Below are 24,947 nucleotides of genomic sequence, written 5' to 3' on the forward strand. Positions count from 1 at the left end.
GCGAGGCTCCGACAGCATCGCTTATTTCCACCAATACTCGACCTGCAATCCGACATTCGCACCGTGCCGCGCCGTGCCGAAGGCGCCGGTATCGGACAATGCCGAGCCCGCCGCCAGTTCATTGGCTGCCCGTTTGGCCGCCTCGTTCCAGCTGGCATAGGTGTAATACAGACGCACTTCGGGCCGCGCCCAGAATTCCGGACCTTTGGGCGACCATGTCGGGGCGAAGGTGAACTTGCTCAGCTTGCGCGTGCCGCCCGCAGCTTCGACCTGATCGTGGCCCAGTTCGGTCACCAGTTTGAACTGCTCGGTGATCGCGTACGCCGGACGAATTCCCAGGGAAATCCAGTTCTGATCGGCCCCGTCCGGGCGAATGTCCTTCTGGTAAACCGCCTCGACTTGTCCGCCAAACCGTGGCGTCACTTGCCAGTCGAAGAACTCCACCACCCGGTAGCTTTTGTTGCTGTCGTCCAGCTTTACGTTGCCGGTATAGCCCAGCCCGGTGCCGGGGCCTTCGCCGTACTGGAAGGCCAGTTTGTTCTTGCCGCCCAGAAAACCTTTTTGCACATGCTGTGCGGTGATTGCCCAGCCGCGGTGTGCGTCGCGGCTGTCGGGTTTGTCGATGTAGCTCAGTCCGAGTTCCAGTTCACCACCGGGGTTGGTGCGGAAACCGGCGACGTTGAAATCGTGACGGTTGATGTAGTCCTTCTGATACAGGTTGTCCTTGCGCGAGAAGGCATAGCTGTATTTCAGATCGCCGATCAGCACATCCTCGATACCACCGCCCGTGGCGCTCTGGTTCCAGTAGTAGAAGTCGGAGATGTGGATGTCGTTTCGCTTGTAGTAACGCCGACCGGCCCACAGCGAACCGCCGTTGAGGCTCGGCATGTTCGACCACTGCGCGTACAACTGCGGCATGCGCACCGAGCCATTGTCGCCATTGAACGTCAGGTCCTTGTCGTACTGGTTATACAGAGAAGCCATGCCGTCGACGCTCAGCACCGAACCATCGTCTAGGGTGTACAGGTCCTGGCGAAGTTCAAGCTCACCGTACTGCTCACACTCGTTGCCCAAGCGGTATTTGGTCTGCGCGCCGGGCAGTTGGAAACACTGTTGTTTTCCACTGTTGACCGATGTCCCGACGCCGCTGCGCACGTAGCCGCCGAACTCCAGGGCCTGCGCTGATAACGGCAACGCCAGGCATAAGCTCGCGGCAGCAAGGCTGCAATTTAGTGTTGTTTTCAAGAACCACCCCATTATTTTTATTGTGTTGTTCCGCAAATTCGGCGCGCAAAACTCCCCCGCGCAGCGCTCTGCGTGTTTTTTAAAGTCGGTGTTTTTAGTGGTCGATCAGTCGGTCAGGTGCAAAACGAACGACTCATAGGGCCTTAAAGAAATCTGCCGGTTTCGCGGCGGACAGTTCGGGTAATTGCTGATGACCAGGCGTTGAGTCATGGCTTCGCTGATCACGTCATCGGGCAGCTCGACGTCGCACGGCGTGCCATAGAAGTTGTTCAGTACCAGCAAACGCTCGCCTTGACCTTCACGCACATACGCCCAGATTTGCGGGTGCTCCGGCAACAATTGCCGATAGACGCCATCGGAAATCAGCGCTTCGCTACGGCGCAGGGCAATCAACTGACGGTAGTGATGCAGCACGGAGTCCGGGTCTTCGAGCTGGGTGGCGACGTTGATCTGCGTCGCGTTGGCCGGCACGCCAATCCAGGGTTCTGCGGCGCTGAATCCTGCGTTCGGCTCGGTGTTCCAGTGCATCGGCGTACGGCCGTTGTCCCGGGATTTCTGCATGATCGCCGCCATGTTGTCGGCATCACTTGCACCAGCCTCCCGCTTGAGGCGAAAGATGTTGAGCGTCTCGACATCGCGGTACTGATCGATGTGATCAAACCCCGGATTGGTCATGCCCAGTTCTTCGCCCTGATACACAAATGGTGTGCCCTGAAGGAAGTGCAGCGCGGTGCCGAGCATCTTCGCCGAGATCACCCGAAACTCGCCGTCGTTGCCGAAACGCGACACCACCCGTGGCTGGTCGTGGTTACACCAGAACAACGCGTTCCAGCCACCGCCCGCCTGCATGCCGGTTTGCCAGTCCGAGAGAATGCGCTTGAGTTCGAGGAAGTCGAAGTCGGCGCGAATCCACTTCTGCAGGTTCGGGTAATCGACCTTCAGGTGATGAAAGTTGAACGTCATCGACAGTTCTTTCGACTCTGGCTTCGAGTAGCGAATGCAGTGTTCCAGGCTGGTGGACGACATCTCGCCGACGTTGATCAGGTCGTGACCTTCGAAGACTTCGCGGTGCATTTGCTGCAAGTATTCATGCACGTTCGGGCCGTCGGTGTAGAAGCGTCGACCGTCGGTGTTGTCTTCTGGAAAGTCCGAAGGTTTGGAGATCAGGTTGATCACATCCAAACGGAAACCGCCCACGCCTTTATCGCGCCAGAAACGCATCATCTTGAAGACTTCGGCGCGTACGTTCGGGTTGTCCCAATTCAGGTCGGCCTGGGTGTGATCGAACAGGTGCAGGAAGTACTGACCGGTCTGCGCTTCGTATTCCCAGGCCGAACCACCGAACTTGGATTCCCAGTTGTTGGGCTGATCGCGCCAGATGTAAAAGTCGCGGTACGGGTTGTCGAGGCTGCTACGGGCCTGCTGGAACCAGGCGTGTTCGATCGAGGTGTGGTTGACCACGATATCGAGCATCAGCTTGATCCCGCGCTTGCCCGCCTCGGCAATCAGCAACTCACAATCGGCCATGGTCCCGTAGCTCGGGTCGATGGCGTAGTAATCGCTGATGTCGTAACCGTTGTCGCGCTGGGGCGAACGCAGGAACGGCGTGATCCACAGGCAGTCGACACCCAGCCAGTGCAGGTAATCGAGCTTGGCCACGACGCCGAGCAAATCCCCCGTGGGGTTGCCGGCGTGGCTGTGAAAACTCTTCGGGTAGATCTGATAGATCACCGAACGTTGCCAGTCTTGCATGGCGCTATTCCTTCAATAATTTTGTCCAGGCCTTGCTCGCGAATCCGGTCTGTCAGGCAACCCGATACCCTGGCCGGATAATCTTCATGCTCAACCCACAGGTCAGAACAAACGGCACGACCATCGCAATCACCATTCCAATCACAAACATCGGAATGAACTGCGGAATGATCGAGATGAAACCGGGCAAGCCACCCACACCGATGGCCGAGGCCTGGACCTTGTTCAGCGACAGGAAGATGCAACCCAGGGCCGAGCCGCAAAGGGCCGCATAGAACGGAAACTTGTAGCGCAGGTTGACCCCGAACATGGCCGGTTCGGTGATGCCGAAATAGGCGGAAATCGCCGAGGTCGAGGCCATGCTTTTGTCGCGGACACTGCGGGTCATGTAGAACACCGCCAGTGCCGCGCTGCCCTGGGCGAGGTTGGACATGACGATCATCGGCCAGATGAACGTGCCGCCCTGGGTGGAGATCAGTTGCAAGTCGACCGCGAGGAACATGTGGTGCATGCCGGTGATCACCAGCGGCGCGTAGAGCAGCCCGAAAATCGCCCCGCCGACCATCGGCGCGAGGTCAAACAGCATGACCACGCCTTCGGTGATGAGAATCCCAAGATGCCGGGTCACCGGGCCGATCACGGCCAGTGCCAATACACCGGTGACCACGATGGTGGTAATCGGCACCACCAGCAATTGCACGGCGTTCGGCACCCGCGCCCGCAGCCATTTTTCGATGACGCTCATGACATAGGCCGCCAGCAGGATCGGCAGGATTTGGCCCTGGTAACCGACCTTCTCGATCTGGAACAGCCCGAGGATGTCGAAGTACGGCAGGCTTTGCCCGTCCAGCCCGGCCACCGCTTTGCCGTAGTTCCAGGCGTTGAGCAGGTCCGGGTGAACCAGCATCAGGCCGAGCACGATGCCGAGAATTTCGCTGCCACCAAACCGCTTGGCCGCCGACCAGCCCACCAGTGCCGGCAAGAACACAAACGAGGTGTTGGCCATCAGGTTGATCAGGCTCCAGAGCCCGTCGAGTTTCGGGTAGGCATCCAGCAGGGTCTGGCCTTCGAGGAACATCCCCTTGGCGCCGATCAGGTTGTTGATGCCCATCAACAGCCCCGCAATGATCAACGCCGGCAGGATCGGCATGAACACGTCGGAAAACACCCGCACAAGACGCTGCATCGCGTTTATCTTGTCGGCGCTTTTTTGTTTAACGTCGGCGATGGTTGAGGCGGCGAGACCGGTTTGACGGCGCAGTTCGGCGTACACCTTTTCAACCTCGCCGGGGCCGATGACCACCTGGAACAGGCCGCCGGTGAAGAATGAGCCTTTCACCAGGTCAATCTGATTCAGCGTGGCGCTGTCGACCAGGCTCGGGTCCTTGAGGGCCAGGCGCAGGCGTGTGACGCAGTGCGCGGCCTGCTCGAGGTTGTCGCTGCCGCCGAGGCTTTGCAGCAGCTCGCTGGCGATGTTCGGATAGTCGTGGCTCATGCTTTTCTTCCGCTGTAGTTTTTTGTTTTTGGCAGCACGCCGAAGCGAAAAGTACTCGTCTGTACGAGTTAAAGCAACAACTCGTACAGACGAGTTTGATTTTGTTTACTACGACCCCGTCAATCGGCGACTTTTCCTACCTCCCGAAACGATGAAACCCAAAGCCGCATGGACAAACCCCTACCCTGCCCTTAAGGTTCGAAACCTTGAGTACATCGCGGCACAGAGCCATCCCCATGAGTAAATACAACCAGATCTACAGCGATCTGCTTGCCAGCATCACGACCGAACGTCTGGAACGCGGCGCCCGGTTGCCTTCCGAAACCGAATTGATGGACACCTATCAGGCCAGCCGCGGCACCGTGCGCAAGGCCATCGAGCAATTGCAGGAGCGCGGTTTCGCCCAGAAAGTCCACGGTAAAGGCACTTTCGTGTTGTCGACCAACCCGATCGAATTCCAGTTGGGCGGCATCGTCAGCTTCCAGGAGACCTATCCGCGACTGGGCAATGACGTCAGCACCGAGGTGGTCGAATTCACCCAAATCCCCCTCGAAGGCCCGCTGCTCGACCACATCAAGGCTGAAGAAGGCAGCCTGATCACGCGGATCAAGCGCGTGCGGCGGATTGACGGCAAACGCGTGATCCTCGACATCAACCATTTCGTCAGCGACGTGATTCCCGGCCTGAACCGCGACATCGCCGAGCAGTCGATCTACGCCTTCATCGAACAGACCCTGCAGCTGCAAATCGCCTACGCCCAGCGCACCATCGAAGCGGTCCCTCGAAGCAAGGACGACCAACACCACCTGGACCTCGACGGCCAGAGTCATGTGATCGTGGTCAGCAACCAGACGTTCCTGCAGGACGGTCGCCAATTCGAATACACCGAATCACGGCATACCCTCGACAAGTTCTACTTTTCGGATGTGGCACGGCGCTGACCCTACACGGTCACGAAAGGCATGTGGGCATAACTATGTAGTGCACTTGCCTTGAGCAAACGGGTCATCCTCACGGCCCATTTCTCAAGGAGCGAGATCATGCCTGCCGATCAAAGTACTGAAGCGTTACCCAATGCTGCCGACAGGGAGCAGCTGAAAACGATTGCCCCCGTCGTTGTCACAGCCTGTCCGGGGTTGAAGGAAGAAGCCCACGCGGTCGCCAGTGAAATCCTGAAAAAACACGGCATCACCGACAAGGACCCTGACCAGGTCTGGTGGCATCGGTTCGATAACGTCTCGGCCAGCAGCACCAAGGCCTTTCTGAGTTGGGAACACGCCCCCAAACCCTGTGAATCACTGACCCTGACGCAACTGGTGATCCAGGGATATCGCGTGACCGATCAAGACGACGCCCTCGAACTGAACAGTAACGGCGGGTTTTACACTGAAGACGCAAACGCCAGCATTTTCAATGAAACCAACGAGGTGCGGATGTACCCCAGCAAGGTCCTCACAGACCTGTGGGAGATGAACCTCAGTGAACGCTACCTGAATAAGCTGAACGCTTTCTGGACCACGCATTTCGATGACTTCCGGAGCCTGGCCAAATCCAGCTACCTCAGCAAAGCGGTCGAGGCGCGGCAAAACGGTCAGCTGGAAGAGGACGATTTCCAGACCGTCGTAAGGGCCGTTGTCGCTGACGCAGCCTGGCCGATTACCCTGGCGACGCTGCAATCCCAAACCACGGCGCCTGCGGATCTTCGTGTCTGCGCCCTGGATGTCGCAGGGCACGTCGCCACCGATATTCTGCGCATCGTTGACCGCAACGGCCGACAGATCACTTATGTTCCCGGCGCCGCACAGGCCTTCCACGTGCATCCCACACAAACGGACATGCACTGGTGGATGTTGCTGCAAATGAATGAGGCGCAGCCGCGCACCGAGTTCATGACCCATTTCCCGCTGTCGGTTCGCAAAGCAGTCCATGACAACATCACTCCGCTGATGAACCAGCTGGTCGGTACCTGGGGAAAATACGACCATCACCTGATCAATCAGAAAAACATCACCATCAGTGGCGATGCCTTCACCTGGCAGAGCCGGGCAGTCCAGAGCACGATGCTGGAAGAGGCGGACCTGACGCTGGTGACCCACGGACAAATGCGCAAACAGCTCTGGCTGGGTTACCTGAGTGCCGGTCTGCATGTTTTTGGTCCCTTGGCGGTGATGGGCTGGCCAATCGCGCTGCCGGTGATCGGTGCCAGCCTCGCCGCGATGGGCTTGAACATCGACAAGGCGGTGAATGGCAAAACGGCGGCGCAGCGCAAGGCCGGCGTCATTGGCGCGGTGCTCGATGGCATCAATGCGCTGTTCAATATTCCGCTACTCAAGGAAGTCAACGTATTGGAAGACGTCGGGGCTGCGGCCGAGGCGGCTGAAGCGACCGAGATGGCGGATTTGAACAAGACCCTCAATCCGGAAGAAAGCGTCGTCACGCAAGACCCTCTGGCGCCCGGAGAGTCAGAGGAAGGGTCTGTGCAACCGGGTGTGTTGCCGACCCTGCCCGAGGAAACCGCCGAAGCTTTTGAAGTGCCGGAGCACTACCAAAGCAATGAAATCCTCGAAAACTACCCGATGGCCACGAGCGGGAAATTCCAGGGTATCTATACGCTGGACTCAAACCCTTCCACCGCCATCATGATGAACGATCAGGCTTATTACGTGCGCTACGAAGCCGACATCAACGGTGGCGGTACGTGGGCGATCATCGACCCCAGTCATCCGCAGGCGTCCACGGGATCGATTCCCGTGCGCCTGAATGACGACGGCGAATGGGAGCTGGCACCCACAGCCGGATTGAAAGGCGGCGGCAAAGGCCTCAGCAAGCCTGCGCCCGTTCCCGGTCCTTCCAGGCCGACGACTCACGCCCGGCCAAGGTCTGATTTTTTCAGTCATTTGACGCGATACGATGCACCCAATGGACGTTCGCTGAACTTCCTGGCCCTGGGAAAGCCGGAAACCCATATAAAAGTCGTGGCCATGCCTAACGGGTTCATCAGAGGAGTCTCCCCCTACGAAGAGTATGTCGCTGGGCGTCGAGCGGTGCTGATCAGGGATGCGATCGTATTCCAGACCCCGGAGGACTTTTTTGCCTCGTTGCCCGCCCGGCCGGTGCAGCCCGTGATCACACCCTCCACCACCGTGACGGAACTCATCGAGAACATTTTCAACACTGCGCCCGGCCTTGTCGTCGGTGAAAGTCAGGATCGAATTGCCAGCATGCGGTTCCTGATCGAGAACATGCAGACCCTGGCGAAACAAGGCGTCAAGACGATCTACATGCATCGCCTGCTCAACGACTTCAATCAGGTCGACCTGAACGAGTTCGCCGAAACCGGGGACATGCATGGGATGCTGGAGAAATACCTGCAGAAACTGCCAGGTGATCCTGCCGGACAGTACACCCCCCTTGAAGTCGTCAAAGCGGCCCAGCAGAACGGCATTCGAATCCAGGCCACCGATTGCCTGGCGAGTTATCGCTACACAGATTCAAACTTCCGTGCCATCTCACGACAATCCGTCAAGACCTACCTCACCCATACCATCATGCAGGCCACTCAAGCCCGCAATGGCGGCGGAAAATGGCTGGCGCTCACCGACCAGGAGAGTACAAACACATTCAGGGGGATGGCCGGCATCAGCGAAACGGAGGGAGGTATCGGACTACGCATCGAAGAAGTGGGCCCAGACCAGCCTATGCACCTGGGCATCGACCATGGCATCGAAGTCGGCCGTGATGTTTCGGAGGCCGGCGCTCAAATGCGCGGTGATTTCGACACCCTGTATGCCGACATCAGCTTGCAGATGCCGACTCCGGTCATTCAACGATCGTCTGAGCAAATCAATCAGCTGCTGTTCCGCCAGGGCATGTTCACCATTGAAAGGTCGGACGACGCGTTGACGCTGATCCATCGCAGTCGGTCGAATCAGATTGTGCGAACGATGATTGAGCGAACGGCGAATGGGGGCTTTCTGATCAACCGCCCTGCCTGGGCCGCCGTGCATCAGGTCACTTACGCGAATCTGATCAGCCTTGTCCACGCGCTCAATCGCATGGGCCTGATGCTTGAAGGGCGCCTGCCCACTGTAGCGGCCTGATCGCAAAAAGGCCCCGTGAACTCACGCTCACGGGGCCTTTCAGGTGTTACGGGCGATCAGTCAGACCGGGATCATTCCCACTCTATTATAAACAACTGTCTATGCGCCTTGCTTGGCTTGACCCGTAAGCGATACCTCCATATTGATACCATAAAAAAGACCATGATTATCGCTTTTCGTATTGGGTAAGGTCATCGTTAGACTTAAAAGGCTACGAGGCCCAGAAGATCAAGCTTACCTACCGATGCCAAGGAGTCGACGCTCTTGAATCCTGCGACGGGACAGCATCCACCAAGCCGCAAACATCAAGGCTCTTGCAGTCTTCTGTGGTCAGCATCATGGGAAGCGCATTAAGACGCTTGACCGAATAGACAAACATGAAGAAAGATGATCGCGATAGCACTTTGCAATGACGTCCGGACGCGAGGAAAAGGGCAAACGGCCCTCGGCTCGTCCCCTTCGTTGCTCGGCCAAATGCCTTTTAAGCTGAGAATCCATGAGAATTCGCTATAGGGTCCCGTTCAAGCGCAAAATCCTCATTGACGACCACTGGGATATACCCATGCAGGGTGGCAAGCTGCGCGTCATCGAAAAAAACCACCACGCCGAAGCGCTAGAAATCATCTTCGAACATCAACCCATCGAGTACGCCCCATCCGTCAGGAAACACACCGAGGGTGAAATTGTAGCGACAATCACCGGGCGCGATCACCGCATGACATCGGTAAAGCACCAACTCGACAATGCAATAACATTTCTGGAGTGCTTCCATGACGTCGAGCTGATGACTGATGAAATGGAGGTCTCATACGAAGGCGAGACCCCAGAGGAAGATGCCAAGATTGTGATAAAAGGTTCGTCCTTCGGGCGATCAAGCCAAACGCTGCCACTTTCCTTCGACATGATCACGCGCGCACTAATGGCCGCTGAACACCATGACGGCCCTCGGTTCGAGGCAACCCTTGTTGGAAGCGCTCGTAAGGCGCTTGCAAGACAAGAGTTTATCAATTCATTCCGCTACTCGTTCCTGCTTATAGAATCACTCTTCGGAGATGGGCAGTTCAAGAAAGCAAGCTTACAAATAGCTCTAAAAGCAAGCAAAGAGTTTAGAAGTATCGTCGAGTTTGCGATCAAAGATGTAATCCCCACAAAGGACGATCGGAGCTCGGATACCACAACAATGCTTGCAGCAAAACCGACAGCGGATGAGGTAATTGATCATCTTATTGAGAAGCGTGGTTTTTACTTTCACGGCAACGTTAAACGGAAGGACGCTTGGAGGCCAGACGAACAAGGCGCAGCGGAGTCGCTGGCTCACCTAGCGGCAGCTATCGCAACGCGCATTTCGATGAAGGCCGCTGATCCAATTTTCGAGCTGGACTTGGAAAAACGCCACTATGAGCATGCAATGCAGGCCGGAGCTAAAATCGTGTTCGATATAAAATTTAAATTCCGAGAACCAGCTGAAGATTTTGACCGCCAAAACAATATAAATATCAATATTGCAGGAACCAAAGTTACTGCTCGGACATCATTTGCAGTAGCGCAACATTTCCTGAAAGTATTCCAAGAGCATCAGCCTGCCTCGCATCTACTGGAGGCTCGATGCATTGTTCAAGGTAGTGACCAGAAAGTTTTTGATCTAACTTTTTACTCCCCTGAAGAACGAGCAAAATAGCTCGCAGCACTACACTGAAGCATGTCATAGAACTGGAACACCTATGACCACCGAAAGAACGCTAAGTAAATACAGTTTTAATCAGGAATGAAGGCGCCACTGAAACCATTTGCGCAAGCCTTCCAGACATAAAAGGAGTTTACGATGACCAATGACATTGAAAAAATTACAGAAATATACGGTAGCTACGGCTTCGAATATCGGCCAGACCTATCAGAACCAGACTCGTTTGTTTTCACTATCACGCAAGGCGTGTTTGATAACGCTATAATTCTTTCCATGACAGCGGGGACCTCTGTAGAAGATCTTGAGTCGGAGCTATCCGAGCTAGGTTTTCATGTAAAAAAAGAAACATTTTCATCAATTTTAAAAACAGAGGAATCTCTTTTCGCAGGTTTCTTCTCGGTAAAAAAAACCAAAGCCGGATTTAAAAAAGACTACGACTCGCACATTACCAATATTATAAAGTCGTTCCCTGCTGACGGCGCTTCCTATGACTATATAAAATCTCCTTTTCTAAAAAACTCTTACTCTTTTGGCGATGAAGACGATATCCTCAGTGATATTCATACGGAACTTTCGAGCAATGGACCCAAGCTAATCCTAGTGGAGGCTGCAGCAGGATTTGGAAAAACCTGTACTGCGTATGAAGTAGGAAAGCTTATTTCGGATCAAAATGACGATCACATAGTTCTATTCGCAGAGCTATCCCGCGACCGGCAAGCGAAGATCTTCAATCACGTACTGTATAAGGAAGTGGCGAGATCATTCCCCGCAGTATCTCCAGACCTAGTAATTAGAGAAATAAAAAACGGGAAAATCATCGTAATACTCGACGGCTTCGATGAACTACTGAATGAGCGGGAAGACGAGCGATACCAATTCGAGAAATCACAAGCAATGCTCGAAACTATTGGAAAGATCCTCGAGCAAGATGCAAAGGTTGTTTTGACAACACGCAAAACTGCAATTCTCCAAGGTGACGACTTTGACGAATGGGTAAGCGGGCATTCAGAAGATTTCGCATTCACTCGCTATAGCTTAAAACCGCCGTCAATACGCAGCTGGCTAAGCTACGAGCGCCACGCGCGACTAGAAGAATCTCGCGTAAATATTAAACATCTGTCCAACCCAGTACTTTTGACGTTTCTAAGGTTCATTAGTGACGAAGAGTTCGCAGACGTTCTAGCGAACCCAAACACCATAGTAGATAAATATTTTCTGCTATTATTAAACCGCGAAATTGAGCGTCAGACGCTGGAACTTTCTGTAGCTGAGCAATCCGATTTCATGAAGCGACTAGCTCAATATATGATCCATCGCAACTTTACCCGCGATTCCAAGGAAAGTATTGTAAAATACTTTGCAGAAAGCGAAGTTAGCCTAATTGAGCTATGCAGATCCCGCTATCGCCCTGAGGCAAGACCTACATTTGAGGAGATGCTCGAGAAACTTTCTAACCATGCACTACTAGACAGGTCTAGCATCGATGAAAAAATCGGATTCGTGAACAACTTTGTGCTTGGCCATTTTGTCGCTAGGGACTTAATGGAAACATCAGGAGAATGGCTCGCTGACAGCATATTTCTAGAGGCTGCTGTTAACGCGTATTCTTCCCGCACGGTTGACCAACGGACCCTCGCCTGGACGCGACTAACTGACTCGCTACAATATGCAACGGACGATGAACGTGTCCGACTAGAGCTAAGTCTACTAGACCAAGTAAGTGGTACCTTTAAGGACAGTCAATTTAACGAAATCGTGTTCGACACTAACTCTTTTTTTGACGAAGGCAATGTTACTAGCTGCTACTTCAACGAATGCACGTTCAAAAACTGCACGTTTGATTTCTCCCGTATATCCAACTGCACATTCATATCTTGCTATTTCTATGGATGCCGTTCAATCGGCGGACCAGAAAACAATGAGTTCATATCACCGCATATGGACGAAGCCTCTGGACAAGCACTGATTATTCCTGCTGAGCAAGTCGTACCGGTTGGAGTTACAGTCGAGGCGGATGAAATTAAGAAATACATTCTTGAAAAGTTCTGGCCCGTCGGAAAAGATACGGTCGCGTTCGCGCACCGTCCGATGTTCATTTTCTATCGAGGAGGGGCGCATCCAGCCATCGCCGTGACTACCGCCCTTGAAGAGCTGCGACGCGATGGGATCATAGTACCGGCGAAACGTAAGAACTGGGTAGGATTGGACTTAACAGCAAATCACTTCGTTACTATTAAGGAAATATTGGGGCGCTAACATGGAAGGCAGTCAAACAACCAACCTAGTCAAAGATATAGAAAACTGCATCTCCAAACTCGGAATCATGTTCAGGATTTTCTATCGAGAAAAAACCAAAAGCTCCCTAGTAAAAAAACTGGAAAAAGAACCTGGCAAATATGGCGCCGAAAAAAAGATCCAGGATTTGATCGGCGTTAGAATTGCATTGTATTTTGTAGATGACATCGCAGTTGCTAGAAAAGCTCTAGAAGAACGCTTCCACTACGTATCCATCGACTCCGAAGTTGACGAACCGAAATCCGAAACATTCAAAGCAGTACGCTGCAACCTAATATTCAAACTGCCGGAACATTTCGACTTTTCCAATAGTTTGGATGAAGATCATGTAGCATTGGTAGACAACACTTTCGAAGTTCAAATTCGCACAATTCTTTCAGAGGGCTGGCACGAAATCGATCATGACTTACGATATAAACGCAAAGATGACTGGATAGGATTTGACCGAGAAAATCGAGCTTTGAACGGAGTATACGCAACGCTTGAAACCAGTGAGTGGACGCTGCTGAAGCTTTTTGAAGAACTAGCGTACAAACATTACAAAAGCGGAAATGTTTCTGCGATGCTTAACAACAAATTCAGGTTAAGACTCAAAGAGTCTTCTCTGGACAAAGAATTAATAGCATACATTGAATCAAACCAAAATCTAATAAAAAAAATTTATAGATTCGACCGAATTCGGCTACTCGAATGTATTTCCTCAAGACCATATATGCCTATTAGCATGTCCAACCTAATTTTCATCATGAACTTAGACACAATAAACGATCCTGTAATTACTGAAAGAATGCCGTCTAAATTCAAAGTTTGGTGGGAAAGCGCTGCCTAATGGTAAGGCTGGGTGGCGCAGGAGCGCCACCTATTCTTCACCGCTCTGGGCATGCCGGGTGTGGTCGTGCGCACCAAACGCGAGGGCTAGTTGCTGTAACAAAATAACCAGTTCTGCTGGGCTGCCTTCGCACAATACGTCATTGAGTAATTCAGCTGCATATGCAGGGTCTGCACGTAGCTGCTCAGACATTGCTTCACTGTGTGGTCGGTCTCTCATTCGGTCCTCCCCTCTCCCTCAGAGACACATGAGCTAAACCCGACCTATAGCATATATTGAAAAATAGGGTGATGGCATCAAGCTCAAGACAGTCAAAGGGACAGCAACCAACCGGACATCGGCGTTTTGGATCGCTCAATCTTAAAGCTTTTCAGAGCTATGAGTTTACTTGTGAGCTTTAACAATCGCTCCCATCTTCATTCCTATGTCCACTTGCAATCTCCGAAACTCCACCATTATGCTCTCAACATCAATGGCGTTCGCGCCTTCTCCACGCTTCTGTGCGAGCCAAAGTTTCAAAAGACCAGCAACCCGTCCGAGGTCGCCACTCACCTTCGCCAATTCAGAAACCGCGCCCAGGTCAACGACTGACTTTACAGGCGTATTCAAACCGAGAGCGCGTAGATAGGCCGAGCGTGCCATACCAGCCTCTTTAGCCCGAGCAGTAATTGTGGCCTTTTCTTCATCGGTCACCCAAACCTCTACGGGCTTCCCGCGTCGGCGAGCCGTTGCTTTTTCTTTGGTGCCGTCTGTCATGGGTGCTCCTGTTATTACTGTGCTTTTGCCCTTAGACGCGGCAGCGAATGTGTGCCTCACAGAGGAAAATGTCGTTGAGCCGAAGGCGAATAAGAGGCCGGTGTTGTACGGGTGCGGGCCTGCCCGTACCCGTACAACACACATCTTGCCGTCCAGTTCTACGCGACTTTATGCGACGAAAACATCAGTACCAATTGATCAGGCCTCCGTCGCACTAATTCGCATAAAATCGCATTAGTTTTTTGTTCCATCGCATTGAATCGCGTTAATTCGCGTTAATTCGCATTAAGTCGCATTGAGTGACTGCCTTGTTGCTTCACACCGATGAATGACACCAAAAGGAAAGGCATCCCACTCAACCCAACTGTCACCTATAAGCCTTAAGGACGGCTCGGCGACGGGGCAATACGAGACGATGGCCCGCGCTTTGAGCTATTTTCGGAGCTGTGAGCGCCTTGGGCATTTGCCAACACCTAGAAACCTTTTTTACGTCCTCTGCGGGCCTTTTGCTCGCGCCAACGAAAATCCTTACCAACCGCCCTTCCCTTTGGTGCTCGACGGCCGTAGGCCGATCAAGACAGCAAGCGATGGGCTGCGCCCTGAAGGCGCGGCACTTCGTGCGCAGGATGGAGATTCTTAGAGAATCTTGGATGGAATTAGAAAACTGCTCGGAGAGCCTCGCCTTTACTGGGCCTTTAAGAATCGGCTGGATGCCATTAACGTGGGGCTTGGGTGCTGAAAACGTGGGAGTCGGGTGCCGTTAACGTGGGTGGCGTGCCTTTATCCAATGCCTTAGGTCGTCCGATCTCCCATTTGCCTTTGGAATATTCGCATAGCTTCCAGCCCACAGCGGCAAGCTCGCCGAGTGCCTTACGTGCTGTCTGGCGGCGCTTTTTAATCGCGTTGACATTAATTACTTCTTCCGGCCAGACATAGCGACAAAGAGTATCCAGAGCTATCCGCCCCGACTTGCCGGAGTCGACCCAGCCGCAGAGTCGTTGATGAAGTAGGCGAGCGGGATCAGTCTGTAGTGACCTAACTTCTGCCATATCTATACGAATGTGCTGTCCGCCCATGACAGCACGAGTAATCAAAGGATTTAGGGCTACATACAGTTTGCCGTCCTGCTCGTCGCTGGTGTACTCCGATAGCAAACGAAAGCCCTGTCGCTTCCTTCCGTTCTGCACAATGATGGATACCTTCCAAAGTCGCTCGATGCAGTCACGTATTGGTCTGGTGTCATCAATGTTGGCATAGCCGACTTCGCGGGCCAGCGCCCGGTAGCTTCCCTTGACTACCATCGCATCTTGCTGGACAGCCTCCCACTTAGGTTCGAGGAAAAGCCGGAGTTGCCGACCAGCTTCTGTTTGGGGCTCAGGTGACAGCACAAGACCAGACGGCCCGGCCAATGCCACCAATCCTTGCAGGATGCGAAGGTCGTCCACGCCCAACGGCTCCGGGCCGCTGAACTCGATTCGCTTGCCGTCACCGTAGTCATACACTACGTCAAGCTTGCCACGCTTACGCTCACCTCGTTTGAGACTGCGGAACAGGCCAGGGGCCAGACAATGCGCTGGATCATGTCGGGCGTGCGTCAAGTCATGCTTGCGCACGATGCTTCACCTTTCCGCAATCCTCCTTGGCATCCAGCAGCTCTACCGGCAAAAGCACGCCACCGCCTTGCTGCATGTACCAACGATCAACCTGCGCAGTCGCATAGTTCTGTTTGGACACGCCAAAACGCACAAAGAAGTGGCGACGCTCCGTGCCGATAGATCGCCTGTCGAACGCACGGTCGGTTAGGCCCTCAGCTTCTTTCTCCGTCATCTTGGCGACAAAACCACACCAGCGGGCGTTGTCGATCAGCGCAGAGGCGCCTCGGGCCGCCTGCTGCTGATCGGTGTGACCTTCGCGGGCACTACCCTTACTCACATGGTGCAGGTAAAGAACTGACGCTCCAGTGCTAGCCGAGACGTGTTCAAGCGTGGCAACAAGCCTCGCCATATCACCATTGCTGTTTTCATCGAGGCTATGAATCCGGCTCAAAGTATCCAGCACGATAAGCCGTGCACCACCACTGAACTCAATGATTCGCGTAAGGTGCCGATCATCCATGACGTTCAGACGTTTACCCATGATCGTCTCAATGGTCAGGTTCTCTGCGATGACCTCACGTGCTTGCTGGCCCAGGTGTTTACCAATGGCATGAATACGCCCCACCAACGCGGGCTCTGGGTCCTCTCCAGCGAGATAGATCACCCGGCCAGCTTGCGCCGGAGCAAGTCCTACTAAGTCTCCACCCACGGCTCTACTTTCGACAGTCGCACCGCAAGCAACAGACATTGCAGCCTCCAACGCCCAAAAGCTCTTCCCTGTAGCTCCGGGAGCTACCAACGCTCCAACGGTTCCCGCCAAGAATCCGGGCCATATGAAGTCCAGCACCGGTGGCTCATTCTCGAACGCTGCTAGTAAATCAATTGCCATAACTCATGCCCCCATTTCCCGGACGTGAGGCTGATCCAGACTCCCTACAAGAATTAATCCATTCCTCGACTTCGGCCAAATCCCACACGACCTTGCGGCTGCTGAGTGCGATCCGGCGAGGAAATTTTCCCTGCTTTTCAAAGTTGTAGATCGTGCGCTCGCACAACGGGATGATTGCCAACAATTGCCTCTTACTGATGAGGACTGTTTTCTTTTTTTCCGATTCCTTTTCCACCCGAAAAACCTCTATCAATCACATATCGAAGTTCGATTATTACCCCCAATTACCGGTACCTTCCAGCATTTAAAAATCGATTTTTATCATACAATTCAGATACTTAATGTCCGTAAAACGTCTAGTTCCGGACAAAAAAATACTCTCAATCAGATGTGTTTACAGGAGCTTCACTCGACCTATTTTCGAGAATAAATGTGTCCGGCAAACGGGATATTCGGGACGAAAAAAAACCCACCGGAGTGGGCGTTTCGCTACGAAAAATTACAGCTTCCCGTGCGCTTGGTGCATCACGAAGTTAAAAATCAGCCGCTTGTACGGGATTTTTTGGTCGTCCATTCGTCAATCATGTCAGCCCAATCCTGCAGCATTGCACTGCGCTGATCGCGATATTCAGCCTTGTTGTAGACGGCCCGCACGCCCTTCTGTTCATGCGCGAGGCATTTCTCAATCCAGTCAGAGTTGTAACCCGCTTCATGCAGCAGCGTGCTTGCTGTCCGCCTCAGATCATGTGGCCCGAACTTGCTCAAAGGCTTCCCTTCTTTCTGCGCAAGTCGATAAGTGAGAGTAAGCACTTGGTTGATCGTGGCTGCACTCATGGGCAAATCTGAGTCGTAGCGTGAGGGCAACACGTAGTCTGATCCACCAGCAAAGGTCTTCAGCGCAATGAAGATATCCAGCGCTTGCCTAGACAAGAACACCAAATGGGGATTTCGCCGCTTCATACGCTCTTTGGGAATGGTCCATAGGGCTTCGCTGAAATTGATCTCGCCCCAGGTCGCATTGGTCAACTCACTTTTCCGCACCAAAGTGAGCAACAACAGCTTCGCCGCAGCTCGCACCGATGATGCAGTTCCTATGCGATCCATGTACTGATACATCAAGGCGATTTCGTCGGGGGTCAAAGCCCGGTCGCGTGGCTCGAACCTAGCAATGCTTGCAGGACGCACCAGATCGGCCGGGTTCTCAACCTTCTGGCCACGCTCAATAGCCCAGCGGAAGACCTGTAGCATAATCTCACGGGAATGCACCGCCGTTGCTGGGGCGCCTCGCTCTACGATTGCTTCGGTAAGCGTACGCAGATCCTCATGAGTGATCTCTATTAGTTTCTGATTACCAAATTTCGGCTTGAGCTCACGCTCGTAAACCGAGCGGCGCATGTCACGAGTTGAATCGGCCATCTGATACCCGCGTAACCATTTCTCGGCCCACGCATCAAACGTCTCCGCACCCTTGATACGAGCCTTGTCGCGGGCTTTCTCCTTGGCAGGTGACTTGCCAGCCGAAACCAGTTTCTTGGCCTCACCCAAGCGCTCCCGGGCTTCCGCAAGCGTTATACCACCTACCCCGTAGCGACCGAACGTGACGGTCTCCTGTCGGCCGTTGATGGAGTAGTAGTAGCGAAACGAGATTGATCCCGCAGCTGTGACAGCCACATAGAGTCCATCGCGGTCGTTCACTTTGTAGAGTTTTTCTTTCGGTTTGAGATTACGCAGCTTGGTATCGGTCAGCATGGCGCTCGCGGATTCCGTTCAAAAAATACCATGCTCAGAAATCACCTCAACATCGCAAGGAAACCCAATAAAACCGGGCGAATGATGAGATTCGATACCATGCTCATCCCTACGTAGTCGGCATGGTATTAAACACCGAGCATGGCATTGGGCTCAGTCAATGCCCCATACCATGCCACATAAACACGGTGCTTGGCGATGCGCAAAACTGCCGGATTTTGCCAGACTCAAAAAGCCGAAAGCCCGCAATTACGCGGGCTTCAGGGTATTTCTTGCTACATGGTGCCGGTCAATGCCGGACGCCCAATCATTCCCACTCGATCGTCGCTGGCGGCTTGCTCGACACGTCGTAAGTCACGCGGGAGATGCCTTCGATTTCATTGATGATCCGGCCGCTGACGGTTTCCAGCAGTTCGTAAGGCAGGTGAGCCCAACGCGCGGTCATGAAGTCGATGGTTTCCACTGCACGCAGGGCCACAACCCAGGCGTAACGACGGCCATCACCGACCACGCCAACCGATTTCACCGGCTGGAACACCACGAAGGCCTGGCTGACTTTGTGGTACCAGTCGGCTTTGCGCAGTTCTTCGATGAAGATGTGGTCCGCGCGACGCAGCAGGTCGGCGTATTCCTTCTTCACTTCACCGAGAATGCGCACGCCCAGGCCCGGGCCCGGGAACGGGTGACGGTAGACCATGTCGTACGGCAGGCCGAGTTCCAGGCCCAGACGACGGACTTCGTCCTTGAACAGCTCGCGCAGGGGTTCAACCAGCTTGAGGTTCATTTCTTCCGGCAAGCCACCCACGTTGTGGTGCGACTTGATCACGTGGGCCTTGCCGCTTTTGGCGCCAGCCGACTCGATCACGTCCGGGTAGATGGTGCCTTGAGCGAGGTACTTGATGTTGTCCAGTTTGTTGGACTGGGCATCGAAGACGTCGATGAAGGTACGGCCGATGATCTTGCGCTTCTTCTCCGGGTCGGACTCGCCGGCCAGGTTGTTCAGGAACTGGTCTTCAGCGTTGGCGCGGATCACCTTGACGCCCATGTTCTCGGCGAACATGGCCATCACTTGCTCACCTTCGTGCAGACGCAGCAGGCCGTTGTCGACGAAGACGCAGGTCAGCTGGTCGCCGATGGCTTTGTGCAGCAGCGCGGCAACCACCGAGGAGTCAACGCCGCCGGACAGGCCGAGCAGCACGTTGTCAGTGCCGACCTGGGCGCGGATATTGGCGATGGCGTCTTCCGCAATCTTCGACGGCGTCCACAGGGCTTCGCAGCCGCAGATGTCGAGGATGAAGCGCGACAGGATGCGACCGCCCTGCTTGGTGTGGGTCACTTCCGGGTGGAACTGCACGCCGTAGTAGCCACGAGCATCGTCGAACATGCCGGCAATCGGGCAGCTCGGGGTGCTGGCCAGGATGTGGAATTCCTGCGGCATCTTGGTGACCTTGTCACCATGGCTCATCCACACGTCGAGACCGAACAGGCCGTCAGCGTCGATGTGGTCTTCGATGCCGTCGAGCAGGCGGCTCTTGCCGACCACGTCGACACGGGCATAACCGAACTCACGCAGTTCGGAACCTTCCACCTTGCCACCCAGCTGTTCAGCCATGGTCTGCATGCCGTAGCAGATACCGAAGACCGGAACGCCCAGGTCGAACACCGCCTGCGGGCAGCGGGGGCTGTCGGCTTCGTGCACGGACTCGGGGCCGCCGGCGAGAATGACGCCTTTTGGAGCGAATTCGCGAATCGCGTCTTCATCCATATCGAACGGATGCAGTTCGCAGTACACGCCGATTTCGCGCACGCGGCGGGCAATCAGCTGGGTGTACTGGGAACCGAAATCGAGGATCAGGATGCGGTGAGCGTGAATGTCGAGGGCCATGATTCAGTCTCGTCTAGTAATTCAGAAACAGTCGTGATTCAGAAACAACTCGGGGCTGAATAAAACAGCCCCGGTTACTTAACGTTTTGCTTGAAGCCTCAACCTACGCGGTAGTTTGGCGCTTCTTTGGTGATCTGTACGTCGTGGACGTGGGACTCGGCCATGCCAGCGCCGGTGATCCGCACGAACTCAGGCTTGGTGCGCATTTCTTCGATGTCGGCACTGCCGGTGTAACCCATCGAGGAACGCAGGCCGCCCATCAGTTGATGGATGATGGCGCTCAGGCTGCCCTTGTAAGGAACACGCCCTTCGATGCCTTCCGGAACCAGCTTCTCGGCACCCGCGGAGGAGTCCTGGAAGTAACGGTCGGAGGAACCCTGGGCCTGGGACATGGCGCCCAGCGAACCCATGCCGCGGTAAGCCTTGTACGAACGACCCTGGAACAGTTCGATCTCGCCCGGGGCTTCTTCAGTACCGGCGAACATCGAGCCCATCATCACGCAGGAAGCACCGGCTACGATGGCCTTGGACAGGTCACCGGAGAAACGGATGCCGCCGTCGGCGATCAACGGAACGCCAGTGCCTTCAAGGGCAGCGGCGACGTTGGCGATGGCACTGATTTGCGGGACGCCGACACCGGCGACGATACGGGTGGTGCAGATCGAGCCAGGGCCGATACCGACCTTGACCGCATCAGCGCCGGCTTCGGCCAGGGCCTTGGCAGCAGCGCCGGTGGCGATGTTGCCGCCGATGACCTGCACTTCAGGGAAATTCTGTTTGACCCAGCGAACGCGGTCGATCACGCCTTTGGAGTGACCGTGTGCGGTGTCGACCACCACCACGTCAACGCCGGCATTGACCAGGGCAGCGACGCGGTCACCGGTGTCTTTACCGGTACCGACTGCTGCGCCAACACGCAGACGACCTTGATCGTCCTTGCTGGCCAGCGGGTACGCCTTGGCTTTTTCGATGTCGTTGACGGTCATCATGCCTTTGAGGGCAAATTTGTCGTCGACGATCAGCACGCGTTCGATGCGGTGTTTGTGCAACAGCTCGCGAACGTCGTTCTTGTCGGCGCCTTCCTTGACCGTGACCAGACGCTCTTTGGGCGTCATCACTTCGCGGACCGTGGCTTCCAGACGATTTTCGAAACGCACGTCACGGGAAGTGACGATGCCGACCAGGTCGCCATTGTGCAAAACCGGAACGCCGGAGATGTTGTGCAGACGGGTCAGTTCGAACAGTTCACGCACCGTGGCTTCAGCCTCGATGGTGATCGGGTCCTTGACCACGCCGGCCTCGTAACGCTTGACCTTGCGCACTTCGGCAGCTTGCTGCTCGATGGTCATGTTCTTGTGGATGATACCGATGCCACCTTCCTGAGCCATGGCGATTGCCAGACGGGCTTCAGTGACGGTGTCCATGGCGGCAGAAACCAGAGGAATATTCAGCTCGATGCCACGGGTAAGGCGGGTCTTGAGACTGACTTCGTTAGGAAGCACCTCGGAATAACCGGGCACTAGGAGAATGTCGTCGAATGTCAGAGCTTCTTGGCTGATACGCAGCATCGCGGGGGCTCCCGAGCGGGAAAATGGAAGCGCGCCATTATAGTCAGACACCCCCTCGTGTTCAATGTAAAACTCTTTCTATTATTAGCATTACTGATATACGGGGATTGTCGCTTCCTACAACTCGACTTTCACCCAACTGACGGGCTGATCCAGCCAATCGGCAAACTCATCGATAAAGCTCTGCTTGAACCCGGCTTCGGCCCAGTTGTTGAAAATGAACCCCAGGTTGGAAAAGCCGCATTCCTGCAGGAAAAGAAAGCCGTTGATGTCGTCTTCATGCCCGCATTCCGGGCAGGTGAAGTTATCGGTGCGCCCCGGCATCCAGTCTTCCAGGCTTTCGAACAGCGCTTCGCCGACTTCCTTGCGGCACTCGGCGCAACCCGCCTCTTCCAGGAAACCCTTGGCCGGCGTGTAGATGCAGCGCTTGGTGATGATCTCCAGGCCATTGATCGGCTCGCCGAACGGCAGCGCTTGTGGGTGCAACACCACGGCGCGGGCACCGTCGGCGATGGCGTGGCCCATGCGGTTACCGGTACGGCCACACGTGGTCAGCTCTTCCTTGATGATGTTCTTGCGCACCAGCCAGCGCACGACCGCCCGGGCCCGGGGTTCGTGTACCGGCAGTGTGGAGATTTTCGGGACGATGATGCTTTGCGAATTCATTGTGCAAGCCTACTGCGTCAATTGGATGTTTCTGCGGTGTTCTTACTGACGCCTTCGCGGGCAAGCCTCGCTCCTACCGGAAAAGTTTGCGAACGACTGTAGGAGCGAGGCTTGCCCGCGAAGGCATCGGAACGGCCGGCAGCTTAATCCCTGACGAAATCCGGTCAAGTACTCAAATAACGCCCGATCAAGGCAATCCCGCTCGCCAGCACCAACCAGGTCACCAGCCGCACGAACGCCTCGCGGGACAATCTCAGGGTCAATCGCCGCCCGACCCACAGCCCCACGGCCATGGCCGGCAATAGACACAGGGCCAATATCAATAAGGGTAGCTCGGCATAGGCACCTGCGACGGCAAACAGGCTCAAGCGCACCACGGTGCTGCAACTGATCAGCGCACTCTGGGTCGCCCGTGCCGCCTCTTTCGGCAACCGGCTGTTCAAATAGATCGCATATAAGAAGCCGCCACTGCCAAACAGCGCGCCGAACAGCCCACCCACAGTGCCCATCGGTACGGCCCAACCGGCGGACAATTGCGTCGGCCGGGTTTTGACCCACAGGCTGTAAATCGCATAGGCGCTGATGAACAGACCCATCAACAGCAATAACACATCGGATTTGAGGTTCAGCAGAAAGATCACCCCCAACGTGCAGCCCACCGCCATGCAGGGCAGCAGCCGCAGCAACTCGGGTTTCGCCACATCCCGCCGCGAAGGCAGCAGATTGCCAAACGCTGCGACAAAATCCAGCAGCACCAGCAACGGCACGATCTTCGACAGCGGCATGAACAGAATCAGAATCGGCCCCGCCACCAGCGCAGTGCCAAATCCGGCGATACCAAACACGATATAGGCCAGGGCAATGCCCAGCCCGATCACCAGCCAATCCGTGGCGCCGAATGGCCATGGGGTCAACAGCTCAAGCACACTCATTCCCTCGTCTTCCCTGAATCCCGGGGCTGACTTTACTCCTTATGGGAGCGCGCAGGCCCGCTCTCACAAGGGATTTGTGCGCACTCATGGAGATTGTTCGACGAATGCCTTTATCATGCGCCCCATGATTAAAGATCCCTTTGCAAGACTCGGCCTGGACCGTGAAGTCCTGACTGTCAGCCAGCTCAACGGCCGCGCGCGGGTGTTGCTCGAAGACGTGTTCAGCAACATCTGGGTCGAAGGCGAAATCTCCAACCTCGCCCGGCCGGCGTCCGGCCACGTGTATTTCACCCTCAAGGACAGCGGCGCCCAGGTTCGTTGCGCGCTGTTTCGGCAGAACGCAGCACGAGTTCGCCAGGCGCTGAAGGACGGCCTGGCGGTCAAGGTGCGCGGCAAGGTTTCGCTGTTCGAGGGGCGTGGCGACTATCAGCTGATCCTCGACACCGTGGAGCCGGCCGGTGACGGTGCGCTGCGTCTGGCGTTCGATGCACTGAAGGAAAAACTCAGCGCCGAAGGCCTGTTCAGCGCCGAGCGCAAAGTGCCGTTGCCGGCGCATCCGCAGCGCATCGGCATTATCAGTTCGCCGACTGGCGCGGTGATTCGCGACATCATCAGCGTCTTTCGCCGCCGCGCACCGCAGGTTCAACTGACTCTGATCCCGACCGCCGTACAGGGACGCGAAGCGACTGCGCAAATCGTCCGCGCGCTGAAACTGGCGGACGCTCGCGGTTTTGATGCGCTGATCCTCGCCCGTGGCGGCGGTTCGCTGGAAGACCTCTGGTGTTTCAACGAAGAAGCCGTGGCCCGCGCCGTGGATGCGTGCGTGACGCCGATTGTCAGCGCCGTCGGCCATGAAACCGATGTATCGATCAGTGACTTCGTCGCCGACGTCCGCGCCCCGACGCCCTCCGCCGCCGCCGAATTGCTCGCGCCGGATTCCAGCGACCTGGTGCGCCGGGTCGAAAGCCTGCACCGGCGCCTGGTGATGCGCATCCGCGACCGCTTGATGCGCGATCGGCTGCGCCTGGAAGGCATGTCCCGCCGCCTGCGTCACCCTGGCGAACGTCTGCGCCAACAAGCACAACGTCTGGACGACCTGGACATGCGCATGCGCCGCGCGTTCGAACGCAGCCTCAATACCCGTCGCGAACGCTTGATCCGTCTGGAAACCCGCCTCGCCGGGCAACACCCGGGACGGCAATCGGCAATGCTTCGTCAGCGCCTCGACAGCTTCGCCGAGCGCCTGCCGCGAGCCATGCGCGAAGGGCTCAAGTCCCGTCGCCTGCAATTGCAAAGTCAGGTGCAGACGCTGCAAGTGGTCAGCCCGCTGGCGACCCTGGCCCGTGGCTACAGCATTCTGCTGGATGAACGCGGCAACGCGATTCGCAGCGCCGAGCAAACCCATACCGGTCAGCGCCTGAAAGCCAAACTGGGCGAAGGCGAGCTGCACGTCCGGGTCGAAGACAATCACCTGACGCCTGTCACCCTTTCTTTACTGGATTGATCC

The 24,947-nt window shown here is 55.3% G+C and carries 18 protein-coding genes; 6 read left to right on the forward strand and 12 right to left on the reverse strand.

Annotation, left to right across the window (positions count from 1 at the left end):
• Nucleotides 1-21: 21 nt before the first annotated feature.
• From HP062_RS14380 to treP, 3 genes are all read right to left on the reverse strand, one after another.
• Complete coding sequence (locus tag HP062_RS14380) at nt 22-1,245, reverse strand: carbohydrate porin (RefSeq protein WP_042933022.1); 1,224 nt, start codon at nt 1,243-1,245, stop codon at nt 22-24.
• A 105-nt stretch (nt 1,246-1,350) separates the two neighbouring features.
• Nucleotides 1,351-2,997: an alpha,alpha-phosphotrehalase gene (gene treC / locus HP062_RS14385; RefSeq protein WP_172791577.1), complete on the reverse strand. Its 1,647-nt coding sequence runs from the start codon at nt 2,995-2,997 to the stop codon at nt 1,351-1,353.
• Between the two features lie 52 nt (nt 2,998-3,049).
• Nucleotides 3,050-4,492 carry a PTS system trehalose-specific EIIBC component gene (gene treP / locus HP062_RS14390; RefSeq protein WP_010457812.1) on the reverse strand — a complete coding sequence of 481 codons (1,443 nt, stop codon included), beginning with the start codon at nt 4,490-4,492 and terminating at the stop codon, nt 3,050-3,052.
• A gap of 236 nt (nt 4,493-4,728) precedes the next feature.
• Between treP and treR the strand changes: the two genes are divergently transcribed.
• The 5 genes from treR to HP062_RS14415 all read left to right on the forward strand — a co-directional run bounded on the left by treR (nt 4,729) and on the right by HP062_RS14415 (nt 13,400).
• Nucleotides 4,729-5,433 carry a trehalose operon repressor gene (gene treR, locus HP062_RS14395; protein ID WP_010457814.1) on the forward strand — a complete coding sequence of 235 codons (705 nt, stop codon included), beginning with the start codon at nt 4,729-4,731 and terminating at the stop codon, nt 5,431-5,433.
• 99 nt (nt 5,434-5,532) lie between these two features.
• Nucleotides 5,533-8,592 carry a membrane-targeted effector domain-containing toxin gene (locus HP062_RS14400; RefSeq protein ID WP_172791578.1) on the forward strand — a complete coding sequence of 1,020 codons (3,060 nt, stop codon included), beginning with the start codon at nt 5,533-5,535 and terminating at the stop codon, nt 8,590-8,592.
• A 496-nt stretch (nt 8,593-9,088) separates the two neighbouring features.
• Complete coding sequence (locus HP062_RS14405) at nt 9,089-10,270, forward strand: hypothetical protein (RefSeq protein WP_172791579.1); 1,182 nt, start codon at nt 9,089-9,091, stop codon at nt 10,268-10,270.
• Nucleotides 10,271-10,414: 144 nt separating this feature from the next.
• Nucleotides 10,415-12,532 (forward strand): hypothetical protein, encoded by a 2,118-nt coding sequence (locus HP062_RS14410; RefSeq protein WP_172791580.1) that lies wholly within the window; start codon nt 10,415-10,417, stop codon nt 12,530-12,532.
• 1 nt (nt 12,533) lies between these two features.
• Nucleotides 12,534-13,400 carry a RelA/SpoT domain-containing protein gene (locus HP062_RS14415; protein ID WP_172791581.1) on the forward strand — a complete coding sequence of 289 codons (867 nt, stop codon included), beginning with the start codon at nt 12,534-12,536 and terminating at the stop codon, nt 13,398-13,400.
• Nucleotides 13,401-13,784: 384 nt separating this feature from the next.
• On the opposite strand, the gene HP062_RS14420 is transcribed toward HP062_RS14415, so the two are convergent.
• The 9 genes from HP062_RS14420 to HP062_RS14460 form a co-directional block, all read right to left on the reverse strand.
• The gene (locus HP062_RS14420; RefSeq protein WP_172791582.1) at nt 13,785-14,156 is read right to left on the reverse strand and encodes a CopG family transcriptional regulator; all 372 of its coding nucleotides are present in this window, start codon (nt 14,154-14,156) and stop codon (nt 13,785-13,787) included.
• A 716-nt stretch (nt 14,157-14,872) separates the two neighbouring features.
• Entirely contained in the window at nt 14,873-15,769 is an 897-nt protein-coding gene (repC, locus tag HP062_RS14425) for a replication protein C, IncQ-type (protein WP_172791583.1), read from the reverse strand.
• Nucleotides 15,756-16,640, reverse strand: a complete 885-nt coding sequence (locus HP062_RS14430; protein WP_172791584.1) for a helicase RepA family protein — start codon at nt 16,638-16,640, stop codon at nt 15,756-15,758. Before HP062_RS14430 ends, repC begins: the two co-directional genes overlap by 14 nt.
• Nucleotides 16,630-16,875, reverse strand: a complete 246-nt coding sequence (locus tag HP062_RS14435) for an AlpA family transcriptional regulator (RefSeq protein ID WP_172791585.1) — start codon at nt 16,873-16,875, stop codon at nt 16,630-16,632. Before HP062_RS14435 ends, HP062_RS14430 begins: the two co-directional genes overlap by 11 nt.
• A 305-nt stretch (nt 16,876-17,180) precedes the next feature.
• Complete coding sequence (locus HP062_RS14440) at nt 17,181-18,389, reverse strand: tyrosine-type recombinase/integrase (protein ID WP_172791586.1); 1,209 nt, start codon at nt 18,387-18,389, stop codon at nt 17,181-17,183.
• Between the two features lie 307 nt (nt 18,390-18,696).
• Complete coding sequence (gene guaA / locus HP062_RS14445) at nt 18,697-20,274, reverse strand: glutamine-hydrolyzing GMP synthase (protein ID WP_010457818.1); 1,578 nt, start codon at nt 20,272-20,274, stop codon at nt 18,697-18,699.
• Nucleotides 20,275-20,372: 98 nt separating this feature from the next.
• Nucleotides 20,373-21,842: an IMP dehydrogenase gene (gene guaB, locus HP062_RS14450; RefSeq protein WP_010457821.1), complete on the reverse strand. Its 1,470-nt coding sequence runs from the start codon at nt 21,840-21,842 to the stop codon at nt 20,373-20,375.
• Between the two features lie 117 nt (nt 21,843-21,959).
• Nucleotides 21,960-22,508, reverse strand: a complete 549-nt coding sequence (locus HP062_RS14455) for a sugar ABC transporter ATPase (protein WP_077749331.1) — start codon at nt 22,506-22,508, stop codon at nt 21,960-21,962.
• Between the two features lie 164 nt (nt 22,509-22,672).
• Nucleotides 22,673-23,440 carry a sulfite exporter TauE/SafE family protein gene (locus HP062_RS14460; protein WP_172791587.1) on the reverse strand — a complete coding sequence of 256 codons (768 nt, stop codon included), beginning with the start codon at nt 23,438-23,440 and terminating at the stop codon, nt 22,673-22,675.
• 124 nt (nt 23,441-23,564) lie between these two features.
• On the opposite strand from HP062_RS14460, the gene xseA reads away from it, so the two are divergent.
• Nucleotides 23,565-24,944: an exodeoxyribonuclease VII large subunit gene (gene xseA / locus HP062_RS14465; RefSeq protein WP_172792582.1), complete on the forward strand. Its 1,380-nt coding sequence runs from the start codon at nt 23,565-23,567 to the stop codon at nt 24,942-24,944.
• The last annotated feature ends 3 nt before the right edge of the window (nt 24,945-24,947 follow it).

This window comes from Pseudomonas sp. B14-6 (genome assembly GCF_013260315.1).
Lineage (GTDB): Bacteria > Pseudomonadota > Gammaproteobacteria > Pseudomonadales > Pseudomonadaceae > Aquipseudomonas > Aquipseudomonas mandelii.

Bases quoted from the DNA above. Each gene is read 5' to 3' on its own strand.
- treC (WP_172791577.1), bottom strand. From the start codon at position 2,997: ATGCAAGACTGGCAACGTTCGGTGATCTATCAGATCTACCCGAAGAGT.
- treP (WP_010457812.1), bottom strand. From the start codon at position 4,492: ATGAGCCACGACTATCCGAACATCGCCAGCGAGCTGCTGCAAAGCCTC.
- treR (WP_010457814.1), top strand. From the start codon at position 4,729: ATGAGTAAATACAACCAGATCTACAGCGATCTGCTTGCCAGCATCACG.
- HP062_RS14400 (WP_172791578.1), top strand. From the start codon at position 5,533: ATGCCTGCCGATCAAAGTACTGAAGCGTTACCCAATGCTGCCGACAGG.
- HP062_RS14405 (WP_172791579.1), top strand. From the start codon at position 9,089: ATGAGAATTCGCTATAGGGTCCCGTTCAAGCGCAAAATCCTCATTGAC.
- HP062_RS14410 (WP_172791580.1), top strand. From the start codon at position 10,415: ATGACCAATGACATTGAAAAAATTACAGAAATATACGGTAGCTACGGC.
- HP062_RS14415 (WP_172791581.1), top strand. From the start codon at position 12,534: ATGGAAGGCAGTCAAACAACCAACCTAGTCAAAGATATAGAAAACTGC.
- HP062_RS14420 (WP_172791582.1), bottom strand. From the start codon at position 14,156: ATGACAGACGGCACCAAAGAAAAAGCAACGGCTCGCCGACGCGGGAAG.
- HP062_RS14430 (WP_172791584.1), bottom strand. From the start codon at position 16,640: ATGGCAATTGATTTACTAGCAGCGTTCGAGAATGAGCCACCGGTGCTG.
- HP062_RS14440 (WP_172791586.1), bottom strand. From the start codon at position 18,389: ATGCTGACCGATACCAAGCTGCGTAATCTCAAACCGAAAGAAAAACTC.
- guaA (WP_010457818.1), bottom strand. From the start codon at position 20,274: ATGGCCCTCGACATTCACGCTCACCGCATCCTGATCCTCGATTTCGGT.
- guaB (WP_010457821.1), bottom strand. From the start codon at position 21,842: ATGCTGCGTATCAGCCAAGAAGCTCTGACATTCGACGACATTCTCCTA.
- HP062_RS14455 (WP_077749331.1), bottom strand. From the start codon at position 22,508: ATGAATTCGCAAAGCATCATCGTCCCGAAAATCTCCACACTGCCGGTA.
- HP062_RS14460 (WP_172791587.1), bottom strand. From the start codon at position 23,440: ATGAGTGTGCTTGAGCTGTTGACCCCATGGCCATTCGGCGCCACGGAT.
- xseA (WP_172792582.1), top strand. From the start codon at position 23,565: ATGATTAAAGATCCCTTTGCAAGACTCGGCCTGGACCGTGAAGTCCTG.